Annotated in this window: 21 protein-coding genes; 11 read left to right on the top strand and 10 right to left on the bottom strand. The window is 55.4% G+C overall.

The genetic code is table 11. The annotated features are described in order from the left end of the window. Positions 1 to 792, top strand: a complete 792-nt coding sequence (locus WFM46_RS01745; protein ID WP_336996955.1) for a DUF2950 family protein — start codon at positions 1 to 3, stop codon at positions 790 to 792. 87 nt (positions 793 to 879) lie between these two features. Here WFM46_RS01745 and WFM46_RS01740 read toward each other — a convergent pair whose 3' ends face one another. From WFM46_RS01740 to pdhR, 5 genes are all read right to left on the bottom strand, one after another. Further along, positions 880 to 1,164: a hypothetical protein gene (locus WFM46_RS01740; protein ID WP_336996954.1), complete on the bottom strand. Its 285-nt coding sequence runs from the start codon at positions 1,162 to 1,164 to the stop codon at positions 880 to 882. Between the two features lie 226 nt (positions 1,165 to 1,390). After that, positions 1,391 to 2,815, bottom strand: coding sequence for a dihydrolipoyl dehydrogenase (gene lpdA / locus WFM46_RS01735; protein ID WP_103178294.1), 1,425 nt, complete (start codon positions 2,813 to 2,815; stop codon positions 1,391 to 1,393). A gap of 199 nt (positions 2,816 to 3,014) precedes the next feature. Beyond that, positions 3,015 to 4,919, bottom strand: a complete 1,905-nt coding sequence (gene aceF / locus WFM46_RS01730; protein WP_336996953.1) for a pyruvate dehydrogenase complex dihydrolipoyllysine-residue acetyltransferase — start codon at positions 4,917 to 4,919, stop codon at positions 3,015 to 3,017. 14 nt (positions 4,920 to 4,933) lie between these two features. Beyond that, positions 4,934 to 7,597, bottom strand: coding sequence for a pyruvate dehydrogenase (acetyl-transferring), homodimeric type (gene aceE, locus WFM46_RS01725; RefSeq protein ID WP_103178292.1), 2,664 nt, complete (start codon positions 7,595 to 7,597; stop codon positions 4,934 to 4,936). 121 nt (positions 7,598 to 7,718) lie between these two features. Further along, a complete protein-coding gene (gene pdhR / locus WFM46_RS01720; protein ID WP_039030352.1) occupies positions 7,719 to 8,483 on the bottom strand; it encodes a pyruvate dehydrogenase complex transcriptional repressor PdhR in 765 nt (254 codons plus the stop codon). 538 nt (positions 8,484 to 9,021) lie between these two features. Here pdhR and aroP point away from each other — a divergent pair. The 3 genes from aroP (at position 9,022) to WFM46_RS01705 (ending at position 12,911) form a co-directional block, all read left to right on the top strand. Beyond that, entirely contained in the window at positions 9,022 to 10,392 is a 1,371-nt protein-coding gene (aroP, locus tag WFM46_RS01715; RefSeq protein ID WP_139156318.1) for an aromatic amino acid transporter AroP, read from the top strand. A 160-nt stretch (positions 10,393 to 10,552) separates the two neighbouring features. Further along, positions 10,553 to 11,950, top strand: a complete 1,398-nt coding sequence (locus WFM46_RS01710; protein WP_336996952.1) for an MFS transporter — start codon at positions 10,553 to 10,555, stop codon at positions 11,948 to 11,950. A 10-nt stretch (positions 11,951 to 11,960) separates the two neighbouring features. Further along, entirely contained in the window at positions 11,961 to 12,911 is a 951-nt protein-coding gene (locus WFM46_RS01705; protein WP_103178289.1) for a glycoside hydrolase family 43 protein, read from the top strand. Positions 12,912 to 12,929: 18 nt separating this feature from the next. Here WFM46_RS01705 and ampE read toward each other — a convergent pair whose 3' ends face one another. Both ampE and ampD read right to left on the bottom strand, forming a co-directional pair. Further along, positions 12,930 to 13,784 (bottom strand): beta-lactamase regulator AmpE, encoded by an 855-nt coding sequence (ampE, locus tag WFM46_RS01700; protein WP_103178288.1) that lies wholly within the window; start codon positions 13,782 to 13,784, stop codon positions 12,930 to 12,932. Then, positions 13,781 to 14,344 (bottom strand): 1,6-anhydro-N-acetylmuramyl-L-alanine amidase AmpD, encoded by a 564-nt coding sequence (ampD, locus tag WFM46_RS01695; RefSeq protein WP_180210889.1) that lies wholly within the window; start codon positions 14,342 to 14,344, stop codon positions 13,781 to 13,783. Before ampD ends, ampE begins: the two co-directional genes overlap by 4 nt. A gap of 87 nt (positions 14,345 to 14,431) precedes the next feature. Between ampD and nadC the strand changes: the two genes are divergently transcribed. The 4 genes from nadC (at position 14,432) to hofC (ending at position 18,529) form a co-directional block, all read left to right on the top strand. Continuing rightward, positions 14,432 to 15,325 carry a carboxylating nicotinate-nucleotide diphosphorylase gene (gene nadC, locus WFM46_RS01690; RefSeq protein WP_103823262.1) on the top strand — a complete coding sequence of 298 codons (894 nt, stop codon included), beginning with the start codon at positions 14,432 to 14,434 and terminating at the stop codon, positions 15,323 to 15,325. A 183-nt stretch (positions 15,326 to 15,508) separates the two neighbouring features. Next, positions 15,509 to 15,961, top strand: coding sequence for a prepilin peptidase-dependent pilin (gene ppdD, locus WFM46_RS01685; RefSeq protein ID WP_336996951.1), 453 nt, complete (start codon positions 15,509 to 15,511; stop codon positions 15,959 to 15,961). Next, entirely contained in the window at positions 15,958 to 17,343 is a 1,386-nt protein-coding gene (gene gspE, locus WFM46_RS01680) for a type II secretion system protein GspE (RefSeq protein WP_336996950.1), read from the top strand. Before ppdD ends, gspE begins: the two co-directional genes overlap by 4 nt. Continuing rightward, positions 17,333 to 18,529, top strand: a complete 1,197-nt coding sequence (gene hofC / locus WFM46_RS01675; protein ID WP_103178283.1) for a protein transport protein HofC — start codon at positions 17,333 to 17,335, stop codon at positions 18,527 to 18,529. The genes gspE and hofC overlap by 11 nt, the downstream gene beginning before the upstream one ends. Before the next feature lie 31 nt (positions 18,530 to 18,560). Here the strand turns inward: hofC and WFM46_RS01670 are convergent, their stop codons facing one another. Further along, a complete protein-coding gene (locus WFM46_RS01670; protein ID WP_103178282.1) occupies positions 18,561 to 19,604 on the bottom strand; it encodes a GMP reductase in 1,044 nt (347 codons plus the stop codon). A 235-nt stretch (positions 19,605 to 19,839) separates the two neighbouring features. Here WFM46_RS01670 and coaE point away from each other — a divergent pair, with 235 nt between their 5' ends. From coaE to yacG, 3 genes are read left to right on the top strand one after another with little or no spacing between them, the layout of a single operon-like run. Continuing rightward, entirely contained in the window at positions 19,840 to 20,451 is a 612-nt protein-coding gene (gene coaE / locus WFM46_RS01665; protein WP_103178281.1) for a dephospho-CoA kinase, read from the top strand. Beyond that, on the top strand, positions 20,451 to 21,194 hold the full coding sequence (gene zapD / locus WFM46_RS01660; protein WP_103178280.1) for a cell division protein ZapD: 744 nt from the start codon (positions 20,451 to 20,453) through the stop codon (positions 21,192 to 21,194). The genes coaE and zapD overlap by 1 nt, the downstream gene beginning before the upstream one ends. Positions 21,195 to 21,203: 9 nt before the next feature. Further along, the gene (gene yacG / locus WFM46_RS01655) at positions 21,204 to 21,398 is read left to right on the top strand and encodes a DNA gyrase inhibitor YacG (protein WP_103178279.1); all 195 of its coding nucleotides are present in this window, start codon (positions 21,204 to 21,206) and stop codon (positions 21,396 to 21,398) included. A gap of 38 nt (positions 21,399 to 21,436) precedes the next feature. Here yacG and mutT read toward each other — a convergent pair whose 3' ends face one another. After that, complete coding sequence (gene mutT, locus WFM46_RS01650; RefSeq protein ID WP_103178278.1) at positions 21,437 to 21,826, bottom strand: 8-oxo-dGTP diphosphatase MutT; 390 nt, start codon at positions 21,824 to 21,826, stop codon at positions 21,437 to 21,439. Positions 21,827 to 21,883: 57 nt separating this feature from the next. Continuing rightward, positions 21,884 to 24,589, bottom strand: coding sequence for a preprotein translocase subunit SecA (gene secA, locus WFM46_RS01645; protein WP_103178277.1), 2,706 nt, complete (start codon positions 24,587 to 24,589; stop codon positions 21,884 to 21,886). Positions 24,590 to 24,608: the final 19 nt, after the last annotated feature.

Below are 24,608 nucleotides of genomic sequence, written 5' to 3'. Positions count from 1 at the left end.
ATGAAAAGTAAACCGATCGCGGGCGTCTTATTGCTGATGGTTTCATCGTTTGCCATCGCCCAGGCGCATTTTCCTACGCCCGACGGGGCTGCCAGCGCGCTGACCAAAGCCATTAGCGAGCAAGATCAACGCGCCATGCAGGATCTGCTGGGTGATAACTGGCACGATGCGCTACCGCCGGAAGGGGTCGATCCTGACGCGGTGGACCGTTTTCTGCGCGACTGGCAGGTGAAGCATGAGATAGTCCTCGACGGAGAGGTTGCCCATCTGGCCGTTGGCAGCAGCGGCTGGCAGCTACCTGTCCCGTTGGTTAAAACCGCCGAAGGCTGGCGCTTTGATATGAAGGCTGGCGCAGAGGAAATTCAGACCCGGGAAATCGGTCGAAATGAACTGGCGGCCATGGAAGCGCTGCATGCGTATGTTGATGCCCAGCAGAGTTACTACGCGCTGAATCATCGGTATGCACAAAGCATCGTCAGCACTCCCGGGAAAAAAGAGGGTCTTTACTGGCCCACAGTCCCAGGCGAAGCGCCAAGCCCGCTGGGTCCGGCATTCAACCCGCCGCAACCGGGCGAAGGCTACCACGGCTATCATTTCCGCATCTTACCCGCTCAGGAGGGATTTGCGATGGTCGCCTGGCCCGTAAGCTACGGTCAGACAGGGATAATGAGCTTTATCATCGATCAAGATGACAAGGTGTATCAGCGCAATCTCGGCGCGGATTCACAGCAACAGGCGCAGGCGATGAGCGCCTTTACGACGGCGCCAGGCTGGCTGCCGGTGGCCCGCTAAGGAATGGGCCCGGATGCGGCTTCGCCTTACCCGGGCGATTATCAACAAGCCCGGATAAGGTGTTTGCTCCGCATCCGGGAATCAGCGTTATCCCTGATGCGGCATCAGCTCAGGGTAGCCTTTAAAAGCCGATTTCGTGCTGGTTAAGGCCGCCTCATCATCATGAATACTGCCAGAGTTCGCTGCCCAGACGCCTTCCTGAGTATGGGTGATCTGTTGGTGCCGCGCATTCAGATCCTGCCCCATCGCAGCAATGTGCGTACTTTCGGTTACCCCGCTGTTAGCGGCCCACGGAATCACCGGATCGCTGGCGCAGGCCATACCGGATACCAGAACAGTCATTAACAGAGCAGGCTTTAAAAAGCTTTTCATTACATTCCCTCAATTTAATTACCTTGCTACTAGTTTACTACGTTACTAGTGTCAGGGAATGACAAGTTACTGGGAATTATTTCTTGTGAAACAAGGTGTTGTTTAGATAATCAATTGTCAAAATTGTTAACACACCGGCAGGTTGGCAGGCACAAAAAAAGCGGCCACAGGCCGCCTGATTAAGAGCCAGAAAGCAGAGAGCGCCTTCTGGCTGGTCAGCGTAAGCTTACTTCTTCTTCGCTTTCGCGTTTGGCAGGTCGGTGATGCTGCCTTCAAACACTTCTGCCGCCAGGCCAACGGACTCGTGCAGAGTCGGGTGAGCGTGGATGGTCAGCGCGATGTCTTCAGCGTCGCAACCCATTTCGATCGCCAGACCGATCTCGCCCAGCAGCTCGCCGCCGTTGGTGCCGACAATCGCACCACCGATTACACGGTGAGTCTCTTTGTCGAAGATCAGTTTGGTCATACCGTCTGCGCAGTCGGAAGCGATAGCACGGCCAGAAGCAGCCCACGGGAAGGTGGCAGTTTCGTAGCTGATGCCTTTCTCTTTCGCTTCTTTCTCGGTCAGACCGACCCATGCCACTTCTGGCTCGGTGTAGGCGATAGATGGGATCACTTTCGGGTCGAAGTAGTGCTTCATCCCGGCGATAACTTCTGCGGCAACGTGGCCTTCGTGAACACCTTTGTGCGCCAGCATTGGCTGACCGACGATATCGCCGATAGCAAAGATGTGCGGCACGTTAGTGCGCAGCTGTTTGTCAACGCGGATGAAACCACGGTCGTCCACTTCCACGCCCGCTGCACCTGCATTGAGGTTTTTACCGTTCGGCACACGACCGATCGCCACCAGCACGGCGTCGTAACGCTGCGCTTCAGCAGGGGCTTTTTTGCCTTCCATGGAAACGTAAATACCGTCTTCTTTCGCTTCAACGGCAGTCACTTTGGTTTCCAGCATCAGATTGAATTTCTTGCTGATGCGTTTGGTGAAGACTTTAACGATGTCTTTGTCAGCAGCCGGGATAACCTGGTCGAACATCTCAACCACGTCAATGTCTGAACCCAGCGCATGGTAAACGGTACCCATTTCCAGACCGATAATACCACCGCCCATAACCAGCAGGCGTTTTGGTACTTCTTTCAGTTCCAGCGCATCGGTGGAGTCCCATACGCGCGGATCTTCATGTGGAATGAATGGCAGTTCGATCGGACGGGAGCCCGCCGCGATGATCGCGTTGTCGAAGTTGATTACGGTTTTGCCGTTTTCGCCTTCCACTTCCAGGGTGTTGGCCCCGGTGAATTTACCCAGACCGTTAACTACTTTTACTTTACGGCCTTTAGCCATACCAGCCAGACCGCCGGTCAGCTGATTGATGACTTTCTCTTTCCAGGTACGAATTTTATCGATATCGGTTTTCGGCTCGCCGAAGACGATACCGTGTTCAGCCAGCGCTTTGGCTTCTTCGATAACTTTCGCTACGTGCAGCAGCGCTTTAGAAGGGATACAGCCGACGTTCAGACAAACACCACCCAGGGTGTTGTAGCGTTCTACGATGACGGTTTCCAGACCTAAATCAGCGCAACGGAAGGCAGCAGAATAACCTGCCGGGCCTGCCCCAAGTACCACGACCTGAGTTTTGATTTCAGTACTCATCATGACCTCTTATTGATTTCCGGCGGTCCAGGTACTTTGTCGCCCTTCATCCACCGGGACGTTCTATCCGCCCGCAGTTTACAAAATTGTTAACAATTTTGAAACAACAAACGGCTCACGAATTTCCGCTTTCGCCAATAACCTCACGAACTGCATGAGATTAACAGAAAAAAGCCGGCCGTCAGGCCGGCTTTTTTACTTACATCACTAGGCGGCGAATGTCGCTCAGCATGTTGTTGATGATGGTGATAAAGCGCGCACCATCAGCACCGTCGATCACGCGGTGGTCGAAGGAGAGAGAGATTGGCATCATCAGACGCGGCACAAACTCTTTGCCATTCCACACCGGCTCCATCGCGGACTTGGAGACACCCAGGATCGCCACTTCCGGCGCGTTCACGATCGGCGCGAAGTGGGTGGTACCCAGGCCGCCGATGCTGGAGATGGTGAAGCAGCCGCCCTGCATTTCGCCGGCAGTCAGCTTACCATCACGCGCTTTCTTGGAGATGGTGGTCAGTTCACGGGACAGCTCGGTAACGCTCTTCTTGTTCACGTCTTTAAAGACCGGAACAACCAGACCGTTTGGCGTATCAACCGCAACACCGATGTTGATGTATTTCTTCAGCGTCAGCTTCTGGCCATCTTCGGACAGGGAGCTGTTGAAGCGTGGCATCTGTTCCAGAGCCGCAGCAACTGCCTTCATGATGAAGACCACTGGGGTGAATTTCACGTCCAGTTTACGCTTCTCAGCTTCGGCGTTCTGCTGTTTACGGAACGCTTCCAGATCGGTGATATCGGTTTTGTCGAAGTGGGTAACGTGCGGGATCATCACCCAGTTACGGCTCAGGTTAGCACCAGAGATTTTCTGGATACGGCCCAGTTCCACTTCTTCGATTTCGCCGAACTTGCTGAAGTCCACTTTCGGCCAAGGCAGCATGCCCGGGATACCGCCACCGGTGGCAGCAGCAGGTGCCGCTTCAGCGCGTTTAACCGCCTCTTTCACGTAAGCCTGAACGTCTTCGCGCAGGATACGACCTTTACGGCCAGTCCCTTTCACTTTCGCCAGGTTCACACCGAATTCGCGCGCCAGGCGACGAATCAGCGGGGTCGCGTGGACGTATGCGTCGTTTTCAGCGAACTCAGATTTGCCTTCCGCTTTCGCAGCCGGAGCGGCAGCTGGTTTAGCAGCCTGAGCCGGTGCAGCAGCAGGTGCTGGCGCAGTAGCAGCGGCCGGAGCGGCTGCAGGCGCAGCGCCTTCCACTTCGAAGACCATGATCAGGGAGCCGGTAGAAACTTTGTCGCCGGTGCTGATTTTGATCTCTTTAACGGTACCGGCGAACGGCGCAGGCACTTCCATAGAAGCCTTGTCGCCTTCAACGGTGATCAGTGACTGTTCAGCGGCAACTTTATCGCCCACTTTCACCATCACTTCGGTGACTTCAACTTCGTCACCACCGATGTCAGGAACGTTAACCTCTTTCGCACCGCCAGCCGCAGCTGGAGCAGCAGCCTGAGCCGGAGCAGCTTCCGCTTTCGCTGGAGCCGCAGCGCCTTCAGCACCCGCCACTTCGAAGACCATGATCAGGGAGCCAGTAGAGACTTTGTCACCGGTGTTGATCTTGATCTCTTTAACGGTGCCCGCGAACGGTGCCGGCACTTCCATAGAAGCTTTATCGCCTTCTACGGTGATCAGGGACTGCTCAGCCGCAACGGTATCGCCCACTTTCACCAGGATCTCAGTGACTTCAACTTCGTCACCACCGATGTCAGGCACGTTAACTTCTTTCGCTGCCGCAGCAGCTGCTGGAGCAGCGGCGGCTGGAGCGGCTTCTTTCTTCTCTTCCTGCGCAGGTGCAGCAGCGGCTGCACCATCGGCGGAATCGAAAATCATGATCAGTTTGCCCGTCTCGGTTTTATCGCCAACAGAGACTTTGATCTCTTTAACGATGCCAGCCTGAGGAGACGGGACTTCCATAGAGGCTTTGTCGCCTTCTACGGTGATCAGCGACTGTTCAGCTTCAACTTTGTCGCCTACTTTGACCAGGATCTCGGTGATTTCAACTTCATCAGCCCCGATGTCCGGTACATTGATTTCGATAGCCATTATTCTTTTACCTCTTACGCCAGACGCGGGTTAACTTTTTCTGCATCGATGTTGAATTTGGTAATTGCGTCCGCAACCACTTTCTTATCGATTTCGCCACGTTTAGCCAGTTCGCCCAGGGCTGCTACAACCACGTAAGAAGCATCAACTTCGAAGTGGTGACGCAGGTTTTCGCGGCTGTCAGAACGACCGAAGCCGTCAGTACCCAGTACGCGATAATCATCAGCTGGAACGTAAGTACGAACCTGCTCTGCGAACAGTTTCATGTAGTCAGTAGATGCTACGGCCGGAGCGTCGTTCATCACCTGAGCGATGTACGGAACGCGCGGAGTTTCCAGCGGGTGCAGCATGTTCCAGCGCTCACAATCCTGGCCATCACGCGCCAGTTCAGTGAAGGAGGTTACGCTGTACACGTCGGAGCCCACACCGTAGTCTTTCGCCAGGATCTGCGCTGCTTCACGGACGTGACGCAGGATAGAACCGGAGCCCAGCAGCTGAACTTTACCTTTGCTACCTTCAACGGTTTCGAGTTTGTAGATACCTTTACGGATACCTTCCTCGGCACCTTCCGGCATGGCCGGCATGTGGTAGTTTTCGTTCAGGGTGGTGATGTAGTAGTAAATGTTCTCTTGCGCTTCACCGTACATGCGCTGCAGACCGTCATGCATGATGACTGCCACTTCGTACGCGTAAGACGGATCGTAAGAGATACAGTTCGGGATAGTCAGAGACTGAATGTGGCTGTGACCATCTTCGTGCTGCAGACCTTCGCCGTTCAGGGTCGTACGACCGGAAGTACCACCGATCAGGAAGCCGCGAGCCTGCTGGTCGCCTGCCTGCCAGCACAGGTCGCCGATACGCTGGAACCCGAACATGGAGTAGTAGATGTAGAACGGGATCATCGGCAGGTTGTTGGTGCTGTAGGAGGTCGCAGCAGCCAGCCAGGATGCGCCTGCACCCAGCTCGTTGATACCTTCCTGCAGGATCTGGCCTTTCTCGTCTTCTTTGTAGTATGCAACCTGCTCACGGTCCTGCGGGGTGTACTGCTGGCCGTTCGGGCTGTAGATACCGATCTGACGGAACAGACCTTCCATACCGAAGGTACGCGCTTCGTCCGCGATGATTGGCACCAGACGATCTTTGATCGACTTGTTCTTCAGCATCACGTTCAGGGCACGCACGAAGGCGATAGTGGTAGAGATCTCTTTGTTCTGCTCTTCCAGCAGCTGAGAGAAGTCTTCCAGCGCTGGGAGTTCCAGTTTCTCAGTGAAGTTCACCTGACGGGACGGCAGGTAGCCGTTCAGTTTCTGACGCTGCGCGTGCAGATAGGTGTGCTCTTCAGAACCTTCCGGGAAGGTGATGTAAGAGAGGTTTTCAACCTGCTCGTCGGTCACTGGAACGTTGAAACGGTCGCGGATATAACGCACGCCGTCCATGTTCATTTTCTTAACCTGGTGCGCGATGTTTTTACCTTCGGCAGTGTCACCCATGCCATAACCTTTAACGGTATGCGCCAGGATTACGGTTGCTTTGCCTTTGGTTTCCTGCGCTTTTTTCAGTGCAGCGTAGACTTTCTTCGGATCGTGACCACCACGGTTCAGGGCCCAGATCTGCTCGTCAGTCCAGTCTGCAACCAGGGCTGCGGTTTCAGGATATTTACCGAAGAAGTGCTCACGAACATAGGCACCGTCTTTGGATTTGAAGGTCTGGTAGTCACCGTCAACGGTTTCGTTCATCAGCTGGATCAGCTTACCGCTGGTATCTTTACGCAGGAGCTCGTCCCAACGACCGCCCCACATCACTTTAATAACGTTCCAGCCAGCACCTGCGAAGATGCCTTCCAGTTCGTTGATGATCTTTCCGTTACCGGTTACCGGACCATCCAGACGCTGCAGGTTACAGTTGATTATGAAGCAGAGGTTGTCCAGCTTCTCACGGGTCGCGATGGTGATCGCGCCTTTGGATTCTGGCTCATCCATCTCGCCGTCGCCCAGGAAGGCGTAAACGGTCTGCTGAGAGGTATCTTTCAGGCCACGATGTTCCAGATATTTCAGGAATTTAGCCTGATAGATCGCACCGATTGGGCCCAGACCCATGGAAACGGTCGGGAACTGCCAGAATTCTGGCATCAGTTTCGGGTGCGGATAGGAGGAGAGACCTTTACCGTGAACTTCCTGACGGAAGTTGTTCATCTGCTCTTCAGTCAGACGACCTTCCAGGAACGCACGTGCGTAGACGCCCGGAGAGATGTGGCCCTGGAAGTAGACCAGGTCGCCGCCGTCTTTCTCGGTGCGCGCGCGGAAGAAGTGGTTAAAGCACACTTCATAAACGGTTGCAGAGGACTGGAAGGATGCCATGTGGCCACCCAGCTCCAGATCTTTTTTGGATGCGCGCAGAACGGTCATGATGGCGTTCCAGCGGATTGCAGAACGGATACGGCGTTCCAGATCCAGATTGCCCGGGTATTCCGGTTCGTCTTCAACGGCAATCGTGTTTACGTAGTTGTTAGCCCCTGCACCTGCAGCTACTTTCACGCCGCCTTTGCGGGCTTCAGAAAGCATCTGTTCAATCAGATACTGAGCGCGCTCAACACCTTCTTCACGGATGACCGATTCGATCGCCTGTTGCCAGTCGCGAGTTTCGATCGGATCCACGTCATTTTGGAGACGTTCTGACATGGGGGTATTCCTTATCTATCTAATACGTTGATTTGTCTGGAACCTGTCCCATTGCATTTTCGCCAGAAAACGCAATAAGACAGGTTCTGCGTTTAGTTGCCGCGCTCTAAAAAACTGGCGCTTAATCCTTTCGTTGCTGTATGCGGCGTAATGAACGTTCGCGACGCGACTGTTCACGGCTGCGGTCCAGCAAGATTTCCTCAATGAAAGCCAGGTGACGGTGCGACGCTTCACGCGCCTGCTCCGGCTCCCCGGCCATTATCGCCTCGAATATTCGGGTGCGATGGTTGCTGACCAGCGGAAGCATCTCCCGGCGGGCATACAACAATTCAAAATTCTGACGAACGTTCTGGGCAAGCATTGGCTCCATGCAGCGTAGCAGATGGAGGAGCACCACGTTGTGGGCCGCTTCAGTGACGGCGATTTGATACTGGACGACGGCGTCGGACTCGGCGTCGAGATCGCCGGATTCCTGAGCCCGTTCGATGGCCTGATGCAGTTCGCGGATGCGCTCGCGATCGGCATCATTGCTGCGCAGCGCCGCGTAATAAGCCGCGATGCCTTCAAGCGCGTGACGGGTCTCAAGCAGATCAAACTGGGATTCTGGGTGGTCGGAGAGCAGCTCCACTAACGGGTCGCTGAAACTCTGCCACAGGCTGTTTTGCACAAAGGTTCCGCCCCCCTGGCGACGAAGCAGCAGGCCCTTGGCTTCAAGGCGTTGGATCGCCTCACGCAGCGAGGGACGGGAAACGTCGAACTGTTTAGCCAGTTCGCGTTCAGGTGGTAGTTTTTCACCGGGGCGCAGGGTCCCCTCAAGGATCAAAAACTCCAGCTGCTGCTCAATCACATCGGATAATTTTGGTTGGCGAATTTTGCTGTAGGCCATATTCCCTGTCTTACGCCTTTTTGCCCGGAGTCAATTGGTCTTACCAATTTCATGTTCGTATCGCTAAAGTAACAAAGTATTCACCTTGTGTCCATATTGGTTTTGATTGAAATCATTAAACCCTGCTTATTTTAACAACCTTACAGAAATAACGTTTCAAAAATGTAACTCTGCACAAATGAATTGATTACCCCGAAAGAGGCAGTTTTAACTTTATTGAAACGGTGAAAAGTGCGATCTGAACCGATTTAGCGGAGTAAAAAATGAAATTCTGCCCACTTATGGCGCATTTTTATTCTATAGGTTGATAAAGGGAATTAAACGGGACGATTTACAAATGCTTTCTTTTTATTCGAACTCGCTTTCTCCTCGCATAAAGCAGGTGCATTCGCCGTCGCTTACCACTATTCTTCCGAATACGGAAGACACAGCCGGTTATTTCAGCCAATTGAACCGTAAACTAATAAATACATGAAATGGAATTTCATAATTACACACGCCAGAGCGTGAACATAACAACCACACACGAGGTTTTATAATGGAAGGTCAACAGCACGGCGATCAGCTAAAGCGCGGCCTTAAAAACCGCCATATCCAGCTTATTGCCCTCGGTGGTGCGATCGGTACCGGCCTGTTTCTGGGTAGCGCATCGGTTATTCAGTCTGCCGGGCCGGGTATTATTCTGGGCTATGCCATTGCCGGTTTTATCGCATTCCTTATTATGCGTCAGTTGGGCGAGATGGTGGTTGAAGAGCCGGTAGCCGGTTCCTTCAGCCATTTTGCTTATAAATATTGGGGCAGTTTTGCCGGCTTCGCGTCCGGCTGGAACTACTGGGTCCTCTATGTTCTTGTCGCGATGGCGGAACTGACCGCGGTCGGTAAATATATCCAGTTCTGGTGGCCTGAAATCCCAACCTGGGCCTCAGCGGCAGTCTTCTTTGTGGTCATCAACGCCATTAACCTGACCAACGTGAAAGTGTTCGGCGAGATGGAGTTCTGGTTTGCCATTATTAAAGTTATCGCCGTTGTGGCGATGATCCTGTTCGGCGGCTGGCTGCTCTTCAGCGGTAATGGCGGCCCGCAGGCAAGCGTCAGCAACCTGTGGGATCAGGGCGGCTTCCTGCCGCACGGCATGACCGGACTGGTGATGATGATGGCGATCATCATGTTCTCCTTCGGGGGGCTGGAGCTGGTGGGTATCACCGCCGCGGAAGCAGACAACCCGGAGCAGAGCATCCCGAAAGCGACCAACCAGGTGATCTACCGTATCCTGATCTTCTATGTGGGCTCGCTGGCCGTGCTGCTCTCCCTGCTGCCATGGACCCGCGTCACCGCAGATACCAGCCCGTTTGTCCTCATCTTCCACGAGCTGGGCGACACTTTAGTAGCGAACGCGCTGAACGTAGTAGTACTGACCGCGGCGCTGTCGGTTTACAACAGCTGCGTCTACTGCAACAGCCGTATGCTGTTCGGCCTGGCCCAGCAGGGTAACGCCCCGAAAGCGCTGCTCTCTGTGGATAAACGTGGCGTACCGGTGAACACCATCCTGGTATCGGCTGTGGTGACCGCACTCTGCGTGCTGATCAACTACCTGGCGCCGGAATCGGCCTTCGGCCTGCTGATGGCGCTGGTGGTCTCTGCCCTGGTGATCAACTGGGCGATGATTAGCCTGGCGCACATGAAGTTCCGTCGTGCCAAGCAGCAGCAGGGCGTGAAAACACGTTTCCCTGCCCTGCTCTACCCGCTGGGTAACTGGGTTTGCCTGCTGTTCATGGCCGCCGTACTGGTTATTATGCTGATGACCCCAGGCATGGCCATTTCGGTCTACCTGATCCCGGTATGGATTGTGATCCTCGGGGTGGGCTACATGTGTAAGCAGAAAAATGCTAAAACGGTAAAAGCGCACTAATCCTCTCCCCTCTGCGTCCTCCCGGACGCAGAGGGTTGTTACCTTCCTCACACTTTCCCGTCAACAGCAATTTTATCCATATCAGCGACGTTATACTGCAACGCATATTTTCCTTTGCCAGCGAATAATTCTCTCCATACCGCTACTCGGAGAAACGTCGATGGATAACAATAAATTATCAGTGAAAGAAAAGATCGGCTATGGGATGGGTGATGCCGGGTGCAACATCATCTTTGGCGCCATCATGTTGTTTGTGAATTATTTTTATACGGATATTTTTGGCCTGGCACCCGCCCTGGTGGGCGTACTGCTGCTCTCGGTACGCGTAATTGATGCCGTTACCGACCCGATTATGGGGGCTATTGCCGACCGTACTCGCAGTAAGTATGGGCGATTTCGTCCATGGCTGCTGTGGATCGCCTTCCCCTATGCGCTCTTCAGCATCCTGATGTTCACCACCCCGGACTGGACCTACAACAGCAAAGTTATCTATGCCTTCGTCACCTACTTCCTGCTCTCTCTGACCTATACGGCGATTAACATTCCCTACTGCTCGTTGGGCGGGGTGATCACCAACGATCCTAAAGAGCGTGTTGCCTGCCAGTCCTACCGCTTTGTGCTGGTGGGTATTGCCACGCTGCTGCTGTCGCTGACGCTGCTGCCGATGGCCGACTGGTTCGGCGGCGAGGACAAAGCCAAAGGTTATCAGATGGCCATGACCGTGCTGGCGCTGATTGGCACCTGCATGTTCCTGTTCTGCTTCGCCACGGTGCGCGAACGTGTGCGCCCGGCGGTACAGACCCATGACGAACTGAGAAACGATCTGAAAGATGTCTGGAAGAACGACCAGTGGGTGCGCATCCTGCTGCTGACCCTGTGTAACGTCTGCCCTGGCTTTATCCGCATGGCGGCCACCATGTATTACGTCACCTGGGTGATGGGCCAAAGCACCCACTTTGCGACCCTGTTTATCAGCCTGGGTGTTGTGGGCATGATGCTCGGCAGCGTTATGGCAAAAGTGCTGACCGACCGCTGGTGTAAACTGAAGGTCTTCTTCTGGACTAACATCGCGCTGGCGATCTTCTCCTGCGCCTTCTATTTCTTCGATCCAAAAGCCACCGTGACCATTGTGGTGCTCTACTTCCTGCTGAACATCCTGCACCAGATCCCATCCCCGCTGCACTGGTCCCTGATGGCCGACGTGGATGACTACGGCGAATGGAAAACCGGGAAACGTATCACCGGGATCAGCTTCTCCGGCAACATCTTCTTCCTTAAGCTGGGTCTGGCCATTGCCGGTGCCATGGTGGGCTTCCTGCTCTCCTGGTACGGTTATGATGCCGGCGCAAAAGCGCAAAGCGCTGACGCCATCAACGGTATCGTCCTGCTCTTCACCGTTATCCCTGGCATCGGATACCTCATTACCGCAGGCGTGGTGCGTCTGCTGAAGGTCGACCGCGAAACGATGAAGCGGATCCAGGAAGACCTGGAGAAGCGTCGCAATAACTACCGCGAGCTGAACGAGTATCAGGAACTCAGCGCCGCTGAGACGAAATAAGGAGAGCCGAATGCAAACCTGGCCAAACCCATTTATTGAACAACGCGCCGATCCGTACATTCTTCATCATGAAGGGCAGTACTACTTTATTGCCTCGGTTCCGGAGTATGACCGGCTGGCAATCCGCCGCGCCGACTCGCTGGAAGGGCTGCGCAGCGCACAAGAGGTCGTGGTCTGGCATAAGCCCGACAGCGGCCCGATGGGTAATCTGATCTGGGCCCCGGAACTGCATGCTATCGACGGCAAATGGTACATCTACTTCGCGGCGGCCCACACCCAGGCGCTGGACGAGCTGGGCATGTTCCAGCACCGGATGTATGCCCTGGAGTGCGCCGACAGCGACCCGCTCACCGGCAAATGGGTAGAGAAGGGGCAGATCAAAACGCACTTTGATACCTTTGCGCTGGATGCCACCACCTTTGTCCATCAGGGTAAACGCTGGTATCTCTGGGCGCAAAAAGCCCCGGATATCACCGGTAACTCGAACCTTTATCTGTGCGAAATGGAAAACCCATGGACGCTCAAAGGCGATCCGGTGATGCTCAGCAAACCGGAATATGACTGGGAGTGCCGCGGTTTTTGGGTCAACGAAGGTCCGGCGGTGCTGTTCCACGGCGATCGGCTGTTTATCAGCTACTCCGCCAGCGCCACCGATGAAAACTACTGCATGGGACTGCTCTGGATCGACCTCAATGCTGACCCACGTAACCCGGCGAACTGGCATAAATCCCCGCAGCCGGTGTTCACCACCAGCTACGAGAATCGCCAGTACGGACCGGGACATAACAGCTTTACCCAAACGCCGGAGGGGGAAGACGTGCTGGTTTACCATGCGCGCAACTACACCGAAATCGAAGGCGATCCGCTGTACGATCCAAACCGCCACACCCGCCTGAAAACCGTAAACTGGAACGAAAACGGGATGCCCGATTTCGGCATCCCGTCAGCTGATACACTCTGAAGCCTGCGGCGCGCTGGTTTAGATCAGCGTGCCGTAGATGGTCAGCAGCGCCACAATCACCACCACCACAAAAGAGGTTTTCTTAGCCATCGAGACCGCCGCTTTCGGCGTTGCGATCTTATCCGTGTGCGGCTCGCGGGCCAGGGAGAACTGGGCCAGACGTGTTAACACCAGATATTGCGAGGTGTGGCGATCGCCCAGCGAGGCGAACCATGCCGGCAGGGCTTTCTCGCCGTGGCCGATCAGGGCATACACCACGCCGAACAGCCGCACCGGCAGCCAGTCCACCACGTGCAGGATCGCATCGATACCAGACTGCAACCGCTCGTGCGGGGTCAGATAACGTGCCAGCCAGCTCTGCCAGGCGCGTAAAAACGCATAGCCCATCAGCAGAACCGGGCCCCACGCGCCGCCCACCACAAACCAGAACAACGGCGCCAGATAGAAGCGGTAGTTAATCCACAGCAGCGCATTCTGCAGTTCGCGTAAAAACTCGCGTTCATCGCACTCCGGCGGAATACCGTGAATTAAGGTCAGCTCGCTGGCCATCGCCCCACGGGCATGCAGGTCACCGTTAGTGGCCGCCTTCAGGTAGGCATGGTAGTGCAGACGAACCTTACCTGCGCCAATACAGAGTACACCGAGCAGGATCCACACCACCAGCAGCGGCACGTTGAAGAAGAGGCCATACAGCGACCGCAGCAGCAGGAATACCACCACCATCACGCCCGCCGTCATCAGCAGTGTGCGAATCATGGAAAAGTGGCGGATGCGACGAAACAGCACTTCCATCCGATGATCCAGATGCCAGTGCTCGCCCAGCTTAAACAAACGCTCGGCAATCAACACCAGCAGCATGGTAAATAACGTCATGTCATCTCCTTTTCTGACAGGGCGGTAAGCAGGGTTTTGAATCGTTCCCAGTCAAACGCCGGGCCGGGATCGGTCTTGCGCTGCGGCGCAATATCGCTGTGACCGGTCACGTTGTGGGCGATAGCCGGGTAGAGTGAAATCAGCGTGCGCGTTACCGCAGCCAGTTGCTGATATTGGGCATCGGTGTAGGGCAGCGTATCTGTCCCTTCGAGCTCAATACCGATGGAAAAATCGTTGCAGCGTTCACGCCCCTGATACTGAGAAACGCCCGCATGCCAGGCGCGTTTATCGAAAGGAACATACTGGACGATCTCGCCGTCACGACGAATCAGACAATGGGCAGAAACGCGCAGGTGGGCAATTTCTGCGAAAAAGGGGTGAGCATCGGGATCGATTGTCCCGGTGAATAACGCGTCAATCCACGGGCCGCCGAACTCGCCGGGCGGCAGGCTGATGTTATGCACAACCAGCAGCGACGGGATTTCATCCTCTGGACGGCAATCATGGTGTGGCGAAGGAACACGCCGAGCCTCCACCAGCCAGCCATGTTCTGAGTGCATGCAGGATCTCCTTATATATGGTGCTGATTCCCGGTTCAGAGTAGCATGTTTCAATCTTATGATTCGTTACCAATTTGGAGTTTTAACATGCCGCCACGCCGCTACAACCCCGACCACAGACGTAACGTACTGCTGGAACGTATAAATATGGATATTCCGGCAAGCGTCGCCAATGCGCTGCGCGAAGATCTGGGTGGAGACGTCAATGCAGACAACGACATTACCGCCCAGCTGCTGGCGGAGGATGCCCGTTCCCATGCGGTTGTTATCACCCGTGAGGATGGCGTTTTCTGTGGCAAACGTTGGGTGGAAGAGGTCTTTACGCAACTGGCCGGGGATGGTGTTCAGGTGACGTGGCATGTCGAAGATGGCGACAGCATTGTGGCTAACCAGCCGCTCTTTGAACTGGAAGGGCCATCGCGCGTCCTGCTCACCGGTGAACGCACCGCGCTGAACTTTGTCCAGACGCTCTCGGGCGTGGCAAGCGAAGTGCGCCGCTACGTCAACCTGCTGGAAGGCACAAATACCCAGCTGTTGGATACGCGCAAAACCCTGCCCGGCCTGCGTACCGCACTGAAATATGCCGTGCTGTGCGGCGGCGGCGCCAACCATCGCCTGGGGTTGTCCGATGCCTTCCTGATTAAAGAGAACCACATCATCGCCTCCGGCTCCGTTCGCCAGGCAGTGGAAAAAGCCTTCTGGCTGCACCCGGATGTCCCGGTCGAAGTGGAAGTAGAAAGCCTGCAGGAGCTGGAAGACGCGCTGAAAGCGGGTGCCGACATCATCATGCTGGATAACTTCGAAACTGAGCAGATGCGTGAAGCCGTGAAGCGTACCAATGGTCAGGCCCGCCTGGAAGTCTCCGGCAACGTGACGCGTGAAACCTTACGTGAATTTGCCGAAACCGGCGTCGATTTCATCTCCGTTGGCGCACTGACTAAACACATTCGCGCCCTCGATCTGTCGATGCGCTTTCGCTAGCTGACTTCAGCCCGGTCTGCCGAGGCCGGGCTCCCCCGATTTCCGACCCTTCTCGCAACCCCCTTGCATCACGCTGTAACATCAACACAACTCGCTGAATCCTGCTTCCCAAAATGATTTTTGCCGCTCGCCCCTGCTCTGCCGTGCTGCCACAGTAGCGCCAGTTCACACAAGGAGCGACTCATGGAAAGACAAAAAGGATTTACCCTCATCGAGCTAATGGTCGTCATCGGCATCGTCGCCATTCTTAGCGCCATCGGCATTCCAGCCTATCAGAACTACCTGCGAAAAGCCGCCCTCACTGACATGCTGCAAACCTTCCTGCCCTACCGTACCGCCGTCGAACTCTGCGCGCTCGATCATGGCGGGACAGAAAGCTGCGACGCGGGCGTCAACGGCGTTCCCTCCCCTGCCACCTCCCGCTATCTCTCAGCCATGAGCATTGTCAAGGGTACCGTTACCCTGACGGGTCAGGAGAGCCTGAACGGTCTGGAGGTCGTGATGACGCCGCAATGGAATAACGGCAACGGCATCACCGGCTGGACGCGCGTTTGCACCATTGCCAACGACAGCGCGCTGAAGCAGGCCTGTGAAGAGGTGTTCCGCTTTACGGCTGGCGAGGAGAACGTGCAATGAATTCTGACCAGCTCACCGCGCTGTGTCAGCGTCACAACGCTTTGTTGCTGACCAGCGCCCCGGACAGCGTCACGATTGCCGTGGTGGGTAACCCGCCTGTTGGGCTGCTGGAGGCGTTACGTTTCGCGACGCAGAAAAGGATAGATATCGAATGCTGGACCAGCGAGAGAATGGAAAAGCACCGGCAAACCGCATCAGACTCGCATCTGCCTGTGGCCGCCATCTCCACCCGCTCCGCCATTGAGATCCTCAACCGCACCCTGTTGCAGGCGATGAGCCAGCGGGCATCGGATATTCACATCGAGCCCGCCGACGAGAGCTGGCAGATCCGGTTACGCATCGACGGCGTGTTGTATCCGCAACAGCCTCTTTCGTCCGAACTGGGCACTACGCTGATCGCCAGGCTGAAGGTGCTGGGCAATCTGGATATCGCCGAGCGGCGCTTACCCCAGGATGGACAATTTACGGTTGAGCTCTCCGGCGCCCCCGTCTCGTTTCGTATTGCCACGCTTCCCTGTCGCAACGGAGAAAAAATCGTGCTGCGGCTTCTGCAGCAGGAGCAGCAGGCGCTCCTGCTGGATCAGCTGGGCATGAGCACCATCCAGCAGCGATTATTCGCCGAAGCGCTGCATAAATCCCAGGGGCTGATTCTGGTGACGGGCCCCACCGGCAGCGGTAAAACCGTTACCCTTTACAGCGCGTTACAGGCCCGGAATACGCCCGCTGTGAACATCTGCAGCGTAGAAGATCCTGTTGAAATCCCGCTCGAGGGGCTAAACCAGACCCCCATAAACCCCCGGGCGGGGTTAACCTTCCAGAGCGTATTGCGTGCATTTCTACGCCAGGATCCAGACATCATCATGGTGGGCGAAATACGTGATGGCGAAACGGCCGGGATCGCGATCAATGCCGCCCAGACCGGCCATCTTGTGCTGTCGACGCTGCATACCAACTCTACCGCCGAAACGCTGGTTCGCCTGCAGCAGATGGGCGTGGCGCGCTGGATGATCTCTTCGGCATTGTCTCTGGTGATCGCCCAGCGGCTGGTACGTCGGCTGTGCCCGCACTGTCGTCAGGAGGCCCGCCGGGATGCCCCCCTGCCCCAGGCGTTGTGGCCTCGCCCGTTGCCGCACTGGCTGCCGGTGGGTTGCGACCGCTGCTACCACGGTTTTTATGGCCGGGTGGCAATCTTCGAGGTGATGGTAATCACCCGCGAGCTGCGCACCGCCATTGCCAGCGGAGCGTCGGTGGAAGAGATCGAAAAGCTGGCCCGACAGACGGGTATGACCACGCTGTTTGAGCATGGCTGCATGGCGGTAGAACAGGGGCACACCACCCTCGAAGAGCTGGTTCAGATGCTGGGCGCGCCCGATGGCAGGTAATCAACTCTGGCGCTGGCGGGCACTCAGCCCGCAGGGGGAGCGGCAGGCGGGCGCGCTTTGGGCACCCGACAAACAAACGGCATGGGCTATCCTGCATGGCAAAGCGCTCGTTCCCCTGGAACTCAGGCGATGCGTGCAACAGACACGGTGGCAGGCGCAGCATCGCTACGACATTATCCATCAGCTGGCGACATTGCTACAGGCGGGGTTAACCCTGTCGGCAGGGCTGGCGCTTTTGGCGCAGCAGCACCCGGCCAGACAATGGCAGGCGTTGTTGCAAAGCGTTGCCGACGATCTCAGTGCCGGGTGTGCCTTCTCTGACGCCCTGAAAAAATGGCCGCATGTTTTTCCGCCGCTTTATGTTTCGATGATCAAAACCGGGGAGCTGACCGGCAAGCTGGACGAATGTTGTCGCCAGCTCGCGCAGCAGCAAAAAACCCAGCAGCAACTCAGCGCAAAGGTAATAAAAGCGCTGCGTTATCCGGTAATCATTCTCGGTCTGGCTTTCGCCGTAGTGCTGGCGATGGTGACGCTGGTGCTGCCGGAGTTTGCCGCTATCTATAAAACCTTTAACACCCCGTTACCTGCCCTGACGCGGGCAGTGATGGGGCTGGCAAACGTGCTTCAGGAGCGGGGGGCGGCGCTACTGTTCAGTCTTATAGCGATAACATCCGGCCTGCTGTTTCTTCGCCGCAAACGACGATGGCGATATGCCACCCAGCGTCTGCTGCTGAATAGCCCGGTGATTGGTCCGCTGGTACGGGGGCAAAAGCTCAGCCAGATATTCACCGTTCTCTCGCTCACGCAGCAGGCGGGCATCGCCTTTATACAAGGGCTGGAAAGTACGGAGGAGACGCTGGAGTGCCCCTTCTGGCAGGAGAAATTACAGGCGATACGGCATCGCATTATGCAGGGGTTGCCCATCTGGTCAGCCCTGAATGAGGCAGAAATTTTTACGCCACTCTGCATTCAGCTGGTACGCACAGGCGAAGCATCGGGCGCGCTGGACACCATGCTGAGCAACCTGGCGCAGCATCATAATGAGCAGACTTTTCAGCAGGCCGACAATTTAGCCTCACTGCTGGAGCCAGTACTGCTGATTGTGACGGGATTGATTATCGGCACGCTGGTGGTCGCGATGTATCTACCGATTTTCCATCTGGGGGATGCGATGAGTGCAGGATAACGCTGGCGCGAAAACGCGCCAGCGAGAAGCATTACAGGCTGTTGAAAACGCGGTTTTCCTGCTCCTGAACGCGGATAAAGGTCGTGCGCTTGGTCAGCTCTTTCAGGCGGGACGCCCCCACGTAAGTACATGCTGAACGCAGGCCACCCAGGATATCACGCGCGGTATTTTCAACCGGGCCACGCAGAGGCAGCTTAACGGTTTTACCTTCAGCGGCACGATACTGCGCAACACCACCCACATGGCGGTTCATGGCCGATTCAGAGCTCATGCCGTAGAACAGCATGAATTTTTCACCGTTTTCTTCAACAACGGTACCGCCGCTCTCTTCGTGGCCAGCCAGCATACCGCCCAGCATCACGAAGTCTGCGCCGCCGCCGAATGCTTTTGCCACGTCGCCCGGCATGGTGCATCCACCGTCGCTGATGATCTGACCACCCAGACCGTGGGCTGCGTCAGCACACTCGATCACTGCTGACAGCTGCGGATAACCAACGCCGGTTTTAACGCGCGTGGTGCAGACAGAACCCGGACCAATCCCCACTTTCACGATATCTGCCCCGGAGAGGATCAGCTCTTCACACATTTCACCGGTAACCACATTACCTGCAATAATGGTTTTGGTCGGCCAGGCTTGACGCGCCTTGCTGACGAACTGAACGAAGTGTTCAGAATAACCATTCGCAACATCAATACAGATGAAGTTAAGGTTTGGGTTAGCAATCAGGATCTGTTTCGTTTTTTCGAAATCGGCATCAGAGGTGCCGGTAGAGACCATCACGTGCTTCAGCACGTTTTCAGATACGGAGCCTGCAAACGCATTCCACTCTTCCACGCTGTAGTGCTTGTGTACAGCGGTCAGAATGTCGAAGGAAGCCAGCGCTTTTGCCATCGCAAACGTTCCGACGGTATCCATGTTAGCGGCGATAACGGGTACGCCAGACCAGGTCTGACCGGAATGCTTAAAGGTGAATTGACGTTCAAGTTCAACGTCGGAGCGACTTTTCAGAGTAGAACGTTTAGGGCGGATAAGAACGTCTTTGAAACCTAACTTCAAATCTTCTTCGATACGCATTTGCGGATTCCTGGGGTACTGGGGTAAATGTCGAAAAACGTAACACACAACTCCAGTGACGCTATCATACGCACTAATACCTGTTGCGCAAGACTGCGAAAATCACTTTTTTTACGCTACAATCCTATAAATTTACCTGGTAAAAAGTACGTAAGCAGGGCTTAATCTTCGCTGATAAAAGATTAAATCTTAAGCAATTGATATCAATAATGAATATTTCCCAGGATTTTATTTAATGGGGTACATCGTTGCATTAACGGGAGGCATTGGCAGTGGCAAAAGCACTGTGGCTGACGCCTTCTCTCGTCTGGGTATCACGATAATTGATGCCGACATCCTTGCCCGCCAGGTGGTAGAGCCAGGTACACCCGCACTACGCGCTATTGCAGACCATTTCGGCAGCGACATTATCGAGCCTGACGGCACCCTTAATCGTCGAATGCTGCGCGAACGCATTTTCACGCATCCTGAAGAGAAAGCCTGGCTTAACGCCCTGCTTCACCCGCTTATCCAGCAGGAGACGCAGAAACAGATAGCACACGCGACTTCCCCCTATGTGCTCTGGGTTGTCCCGCTTCTTGTGGAAAATAATCTCCATGACAAAGCGGACCGGGTACTGGTTGTGGATGTCTCTCCGGCAACACAAATTCAGCGCACCATCGCCCGTGATAACGTCGGGCGAGAACATGCGGAACAAATTCTTGCCGCGCAGGCCACGCGTGAAGCGCGCCTGGCCGTCGCGGATGATGTGATTGATAATAACGGCTCACCGGATGCCATTGCATCGGATGTGGCTCGCCTGCATCAGCAATATCTGGCGCAGGCCGTCTTACAGGAAAAAGCCTAATGCACACCCATGTTCTTTTCGAGCATCCCCTCAATGAAAAAATGCGCACCTGGCTGCGCATCGAATTTTTGATCCAGCAGCTTTCCGGCCTGCTTCCGGTTCATGACCACACCACGGCGCTGCACTTTTTCCGCAACGTGAGCGATCTGCTGGATGTGTTAGAGCGTGGCGAAGTCCGCACAGAATTACTGAAAGAGCTGGAGCGCCAGCAGCGTAAACTGCAGGCCTGGGCAGAAGTGCCGGGGGTGGATAACAGCCGCATCGACAGCCTGCGCCAGCAGCTGAAAAACAGCAGCGGCGTATTAATGGCGGCGCCGCGTATCGGCCAGTTTTTGCGTGAAGACCGCCTGGTCGCCCTGGTGCGTCAGCGTCTGAGCATTCCCGGCGGCTGCTGCAGTTTCGATTTACCGACCTTGCACATCTGGCTGCATATGCCGCAGGAACAACGCGATATGCAGGTGCAAAGCTGGCTGAACAGCCTTGAGCCGCTGAACCAGGCGCTGTCGCTGATCCTGGATTTAATCCGCAATTCAGCGCCATTCCGCAAGCAAACCAGCCTGAATGGTTTTTATCAGGATAATGGTGAAGATGCGGATCTCCTGCGCCTGCAGCTCTCCCTTGCCGATCAGCTTTACCCGCAAATTTCAGGCCATAAGAGCCGCTTTGCGATCCGTTTCATGCCGCTCGACAGTGAACATGGTCTGGTGCCGGAACGCCTCGACTTTGAACTGGCGTGCTGCTAAGGAGTTAAGATGTCTGAAGTCACCACCGTGAACTGCCCCACCTGTGGCAAGCCCGTTGTCTGGGGCGAACAGAGCCCGTTCCGCCCTTTTTGCAGCAAGCGCTGCCAGCTAATCGATCTGGGCGAGTGGGCTGCGGAAGAGAAACGCATTCCCAGCTCAGGCGATATGTCCGACAGCGATGACTGGAGCGAAGAGCAGCAGTAATGTCCCCATGGCCTGCCGGCACCTCGCTCGCAGGCCAGTTAGTCCGCCACTAAACGCGCAATGACAGGCGCATTTGCCGGTGGGAATTTATCGGCATCCAGCGCGTTCAGCGTCACCCAGTTTCCAGGCTGTCCCTCTTTGCCCCAGGGTTCCCCCTCCCAGTTTTCCACCAGCCAGAACCACAGCGTGATATGGCGATCGGGAAAGGTATATTCCAGTTTATCGAACAGGGTCGCACCGCGCGGCGTGATGCCCACCTCTTCCTGAAGCTCGCGGATAAGCGCCTGTTCCGGCGTCTCGCCGGACTCAATCTTACCGCCAGGAAACTCCCACTTATTCGCCATGTGCGCATCGGCCGCACGCTGGGTAATAAAGATTTGGTTATCGGAATTACGAATGATCCCGACAGCGATTTGCAGTATTTTCATTGTCTTGCATCCATAAAAAAGGCGCAGATATCTGCGCCTTTTACGTGTTTTACAGGCTTAGCTCAGACGGCCATGGCACTGTTTGTATTTTTTACCGGAACCGCACGGGCACGGATCGTTACGACCGACCTTACGATCACCGGACTGCGCGGCAATTGCGGCGGCGGCGGCTTCTTCATCGTCCTGATGGCTGAGCTGCTGCATCTGAGCCAGACGCTCCGCTTCTTCACGACGCTGCTGTTCCATCTCTTCCACTTCTTCCGGCATGCGCACCTGGACTTTGCTCAGGGTGCTGATCACTTCGTACTTCAGTGATTCAAGCATAGAGGCAAACATCGCAAAGGATTCACGCTTGTACTCCTGCTTCGGATCTTTTTGCGCATAGCCACGCAGGTGAATACCCTGACGCAGATAATCCATCGCTGCCAGGTGCTCTTTCCACAGGGAGTCCAGGGTTTGCAGCATCACGCCTTTTTCGAAATGACGCATCATCTCAGCGCCAACCACCTCTTCTTTACGCTTATAGACCTCAAGGGCGTTAGCGAAAATACGCTCGCGCAGGGTCTCTTCATGCAGCTCCGGCTCTTTATCCAGCCACTCCTGAATCGGCAGATCCAGGTCGAAGTCGTTTTTCAGACGCGCCTGCAGACCTTCGACATCCCACATCTCTTCCAGAGATTGCGGTGGAATATGGTTATCGATAGTCGCTTTGAAGACATCTTCGCGAATGCTGTTAATGGTTTCGCTCACGTCGGAAACGTCCAGCAGTTCGTTACGCTGGGTGTAGATAGCGCGACGCTGGTCGTTGGCCACGTCATCATACTCAAGCAGCTGCTTACGAATATCGAAGTTACGGCTTTCCACTTTACGCTGGGCGTTGGCGATGGCTTTGGTCACCCACGGGTGTTCAATCGCTTCGCCCGGCTTCATACCCAGTTTACGCATCATGCCCGATACTCGGTCAGAGGCGAAAATACGCATCAACGCATCTTCCATCGACAGATAGAAGCGTGAAGAACCGGCATCACCCTGACGACCCGCACGGCCACGCAGCTGGTTGTCGATACGACGGGATTCGTGACGTTCCGTACCGATGATGTGCAGACCGCCCGCAGCCAGAACCGCATCGTGACGAACCTGCCAGTCGGCTTTGATCTGCGCGATCTGTTCCGGGGTTGGGTTTTCCAGCGCAGCCACTTCAGCCTGCCAGCTACCGCCCAGCATGATGTCGGTACCACGACCCGCCATGTTGGTGGCGATGGTCACGGCTGCCGGATAGCCCGCCTGGGCAACGATATCGGCCTCTTTAGCGTGGAACTTGGCGTTCAGCACGTTGTGTTTGATACCGGCTTTGGTCAGCTCATTGGAGACCACTTCCGATTTTTCAATGGAGATAGTCCCCACCAGCACCGGCTGGCCCGCAGCGGTACGATCGCGGATATCTTCAATGATGGCCTGAATTTTTTCCGCTTCGGTCATGTAGACCAGGTCCGGCATATCCTTACGGATCATTGGACGGTTGGTTGGAACGACTACGGTATCCAGCTTATAGATGGAGCTGAATTCGAAGGCTTCGGTATCCGCCGTACCGGTCATCCCTGCCAGCTTCTCGTACAGACGGAAGTAGTTCTGGAAGGTAATGGATGCCAGCGTCTGGTTCTCGTTCTGGATATCGACATTTTCTTTGGCTTCAACGGCCTGATGCAGACCGTCGGACCAGCGACGACCCTGCATGGTACGGCCGGTATGTTCGTCGACGATAATAACTTCGCCATCCTTAACGATGTAGTCCACGTCACGGGTAAACAACACGTGGGCGCGCAGGGCGGCAGTGACGTGGTGCATCAGCATGATATTGCCTGGGGAATAGAGTGACTCGCCCTCTTCCATAATGCCCTGGGCAACCAGCAGCTCTTCGATCTGCACCAGACCGCGCTCGGTCAGGTTCACCTGGCGGGCTTTTTCATCAACGGAGAAGTGACCTTCACCCTGGAAGGTGTCGGAGTCCTCTTTTTCCTGACGGATCAGGTGCGGAATGATTTTATCGACTTTGCGATACATCTCGGAGCTGTCTTCAGCCGGACCAGAGATGATCAGCGGCGTACGCGCTTCGTCGATCAGAATGGAGTCCACCTCATCCACCAGCGCATAGTGCAGCTTACGCTGTACGCGCTCTTCCGGGCTGAAGGCCATGTTGTCACGCAGGTAGTCAAAGCCGTATTCGTTGTTGGTCCCGTAGGTGATGTCGGCGTTATAGGCTTCGCGTTTCGCAGGGGCCGGCAAACCAGACATGTTGATCCCGACGGTCATACCGAGGAATTCGAACAGTGGACGGTTGTTTTCGGCATCACGCTGCGCCAGATAGTCGTTGACGGTAACCACGTGCACACCTTTACCCGACAGGGCGTTAAGGTAGGCAGGCAGGGTTGCGGTCAGGGTTTTACCTTCACCGGTACGCATCTCAGCGATGCAGCGGTCGTTCAGCACCATCCCGCCCAGCAGCTGCACGTCGAAATGACGCATGCCAAACACGCGCTTACTCGCTTCACGCACCACGGCGAACGCTTCCGGGATCAGGCTTTCAACGGTTTCACCTTTTTCAAGGCGGGCACGGAATTCAGCGGTTTTGGCTTTCAGCTCTTCATCAGAGAGTTTTTCCATCGCCGGCTCAAGGCTGTTGATGACGCTGACGGCTTTGCGCATGCGGCGCAGGGTACGATCGTTACGACTACCGAAAACTTTTGTTAGTAATTTGATTAACATAATAAATTCTCAAACGCCC

It is taken from the genome of Leclercia sp. M50 (assembly GCF_037150775.1).
Lineage (GTDB): Bacteria > Pseudomonadota > Gammaproteobacteria > Enterobacterales > Enterobacteriaceae > Enterobacter.
This window is presented reverse-complemented; position numbering and strand designations above follow the sequence as displayed.

What these genes read in the sequence shown, in the direction of transcription:
- WFM46_RS01745 (WP_336996955.1), top strand. Translation starts at nt 1, where the DNA reads ATGAAAAGTAAACCGATCGCGGGCGTCTTATTGCTGATGGTTTCATCG.
- WFM46_RS01740 (WP_336996954.1), bottom strand. Translation starts at nt 1,164, where the DNA reads ATGAAAAGCTTTTTAAAGCCTGCTCTGTTAATGACTGTTCTGGTATCC.
- lpdA (WP_103178294.1), bottom strand. Translation starts at nt 2,815, where the DNA reads ATGAGTACTGAAATCAAAACTCAGGTCGTGGTACTTGGGGCAGGCCCG.
- aceF (WP_336996953.1), bottom strand. Translation starts at nt 4,919, where the DNA reads ATGGCTATCGAAATCAATGTACCGGACATCGGGGCTGATGAAGTTGAA.
- aceE (WP_103178292.1), bottom strand. Translation starts at nt 7,597, where the DNA reads ATGTCAGAACGTCTCCAAAATGACGTGGATCCGATCGAAACTCGCGAC.
- pdhR (WP_039030352.1), bottom strand. Translation starts at nt 8,483, where the DNA reads ATGGCCTACAGCAAAATTCGCCAACCAAAATTATCCGATGTGATTGAG.
- aroP (WP_139156318.1), top strand. Translation starts at nt 9,022, where the DNA reads ATGGAAGGTCAACAGCACGGCGATCAGCTAAAGCGCGGCCTTAAAAAC.
- WFM46_RS01710 (WP_336996952.1), top strand. Translation starts at nt 10,553, where the DNA reads ATGGATAACAATAAATTATCAGTGAAAGAAAAGATCGGCTATGGGATG.
- WFM46_RS01705 (WP_103178289.1), top strand. Translation starts at nt 11,961, where the DNA reads ATGCAAACCTGGCCAAACCCATTTATTGAACAACGCGCCGATCCGTAC.
- ampE (WP_103178288.1), bottom strand. Translation starts at nt 13,784, where the DNA reads ATGACGTTATTTACCATGCTGCTGGTGTTGATTGCCGAGCGTTTGTTT.
- ampD (WP_180210889.1), bottom strand. Translation starts at nt 14,344, where the DNA reads ATGCACTCAGAACATGGCTGGCTGGTGGAGGCTCGGCGTGTTCCTTCG.
- nadC (WP_103823262.1), top strand. Translation starts at nt 14,432, where the DNA reads ATGCCGCCACGCCGCTACAACCCCGACCACAGACGTAACGTACTGCTG.
- ppdD (WP_336996951.1), top strand. Translation starts at nt 15,509, where the DNA reads ATGGAAAGACAAAAAGGATTTACCCTCATCGAGCTAATGGTCGTCATC.
- gspE (WP_336996950.1), top strand. Translation starts at nt 15,958, where the DNA reads ATGAATTCTGACCAGCTCACCGCGCTGTGTCAGCGTCACAACGCTTTG.
- hofC (WP_103178283.1), top strand. Translation starts at nt 17,333, where the DNA reads ATGGCAGGTAATCAACTCTGGCGCTGGCGGGCACTCAGCCCGCAGGGG.
- WFM46_RS01670 (WP_103178282.1), bottom strand. Translation starts at nt 19,604, where the DNA reads ATGCGTATCGAAGAAGATTTGAAGTTAGGTTTCAAAGACGTTCTTATC.
- coaE (WP_103178281.1), top strand. Translation starts at nt 19,840, where the DNA reads ATGGGGTACATCGTTGCATTAACGGGAGGCATTGGCAGTGGCAAAAGC.
- zapD (WP_103178280.1), top strand. Translation starts at nt 20,451, where the DNA reads ATGCACACCCATGTTCTTTTCGAGCATCCCCTCAATGAAAAAATGCGC.
- yacG (WP_103178279.1), top strand. Translation starts at nt 21,204, where the DNA reads ATGTCTGAAGTCACCACCGTGAACTGCCCCACCTGTGGCAAGCCCGTT.
- mutT (WP_103178278.1), bottom strand. Translation starts at nt 21,826, where the DNA reads ATGAAAATACTGCAAATCGCTGTCGGGATCATTCGTAATTCCGATAAC.
- secA (WP_103178277.1), bottom strand. Translation starts at nt 24,589, where the DNA reads ATGTTAATCAAATTACTAACAAAAGTTTTCGGTAGTCGTAACGATCGT.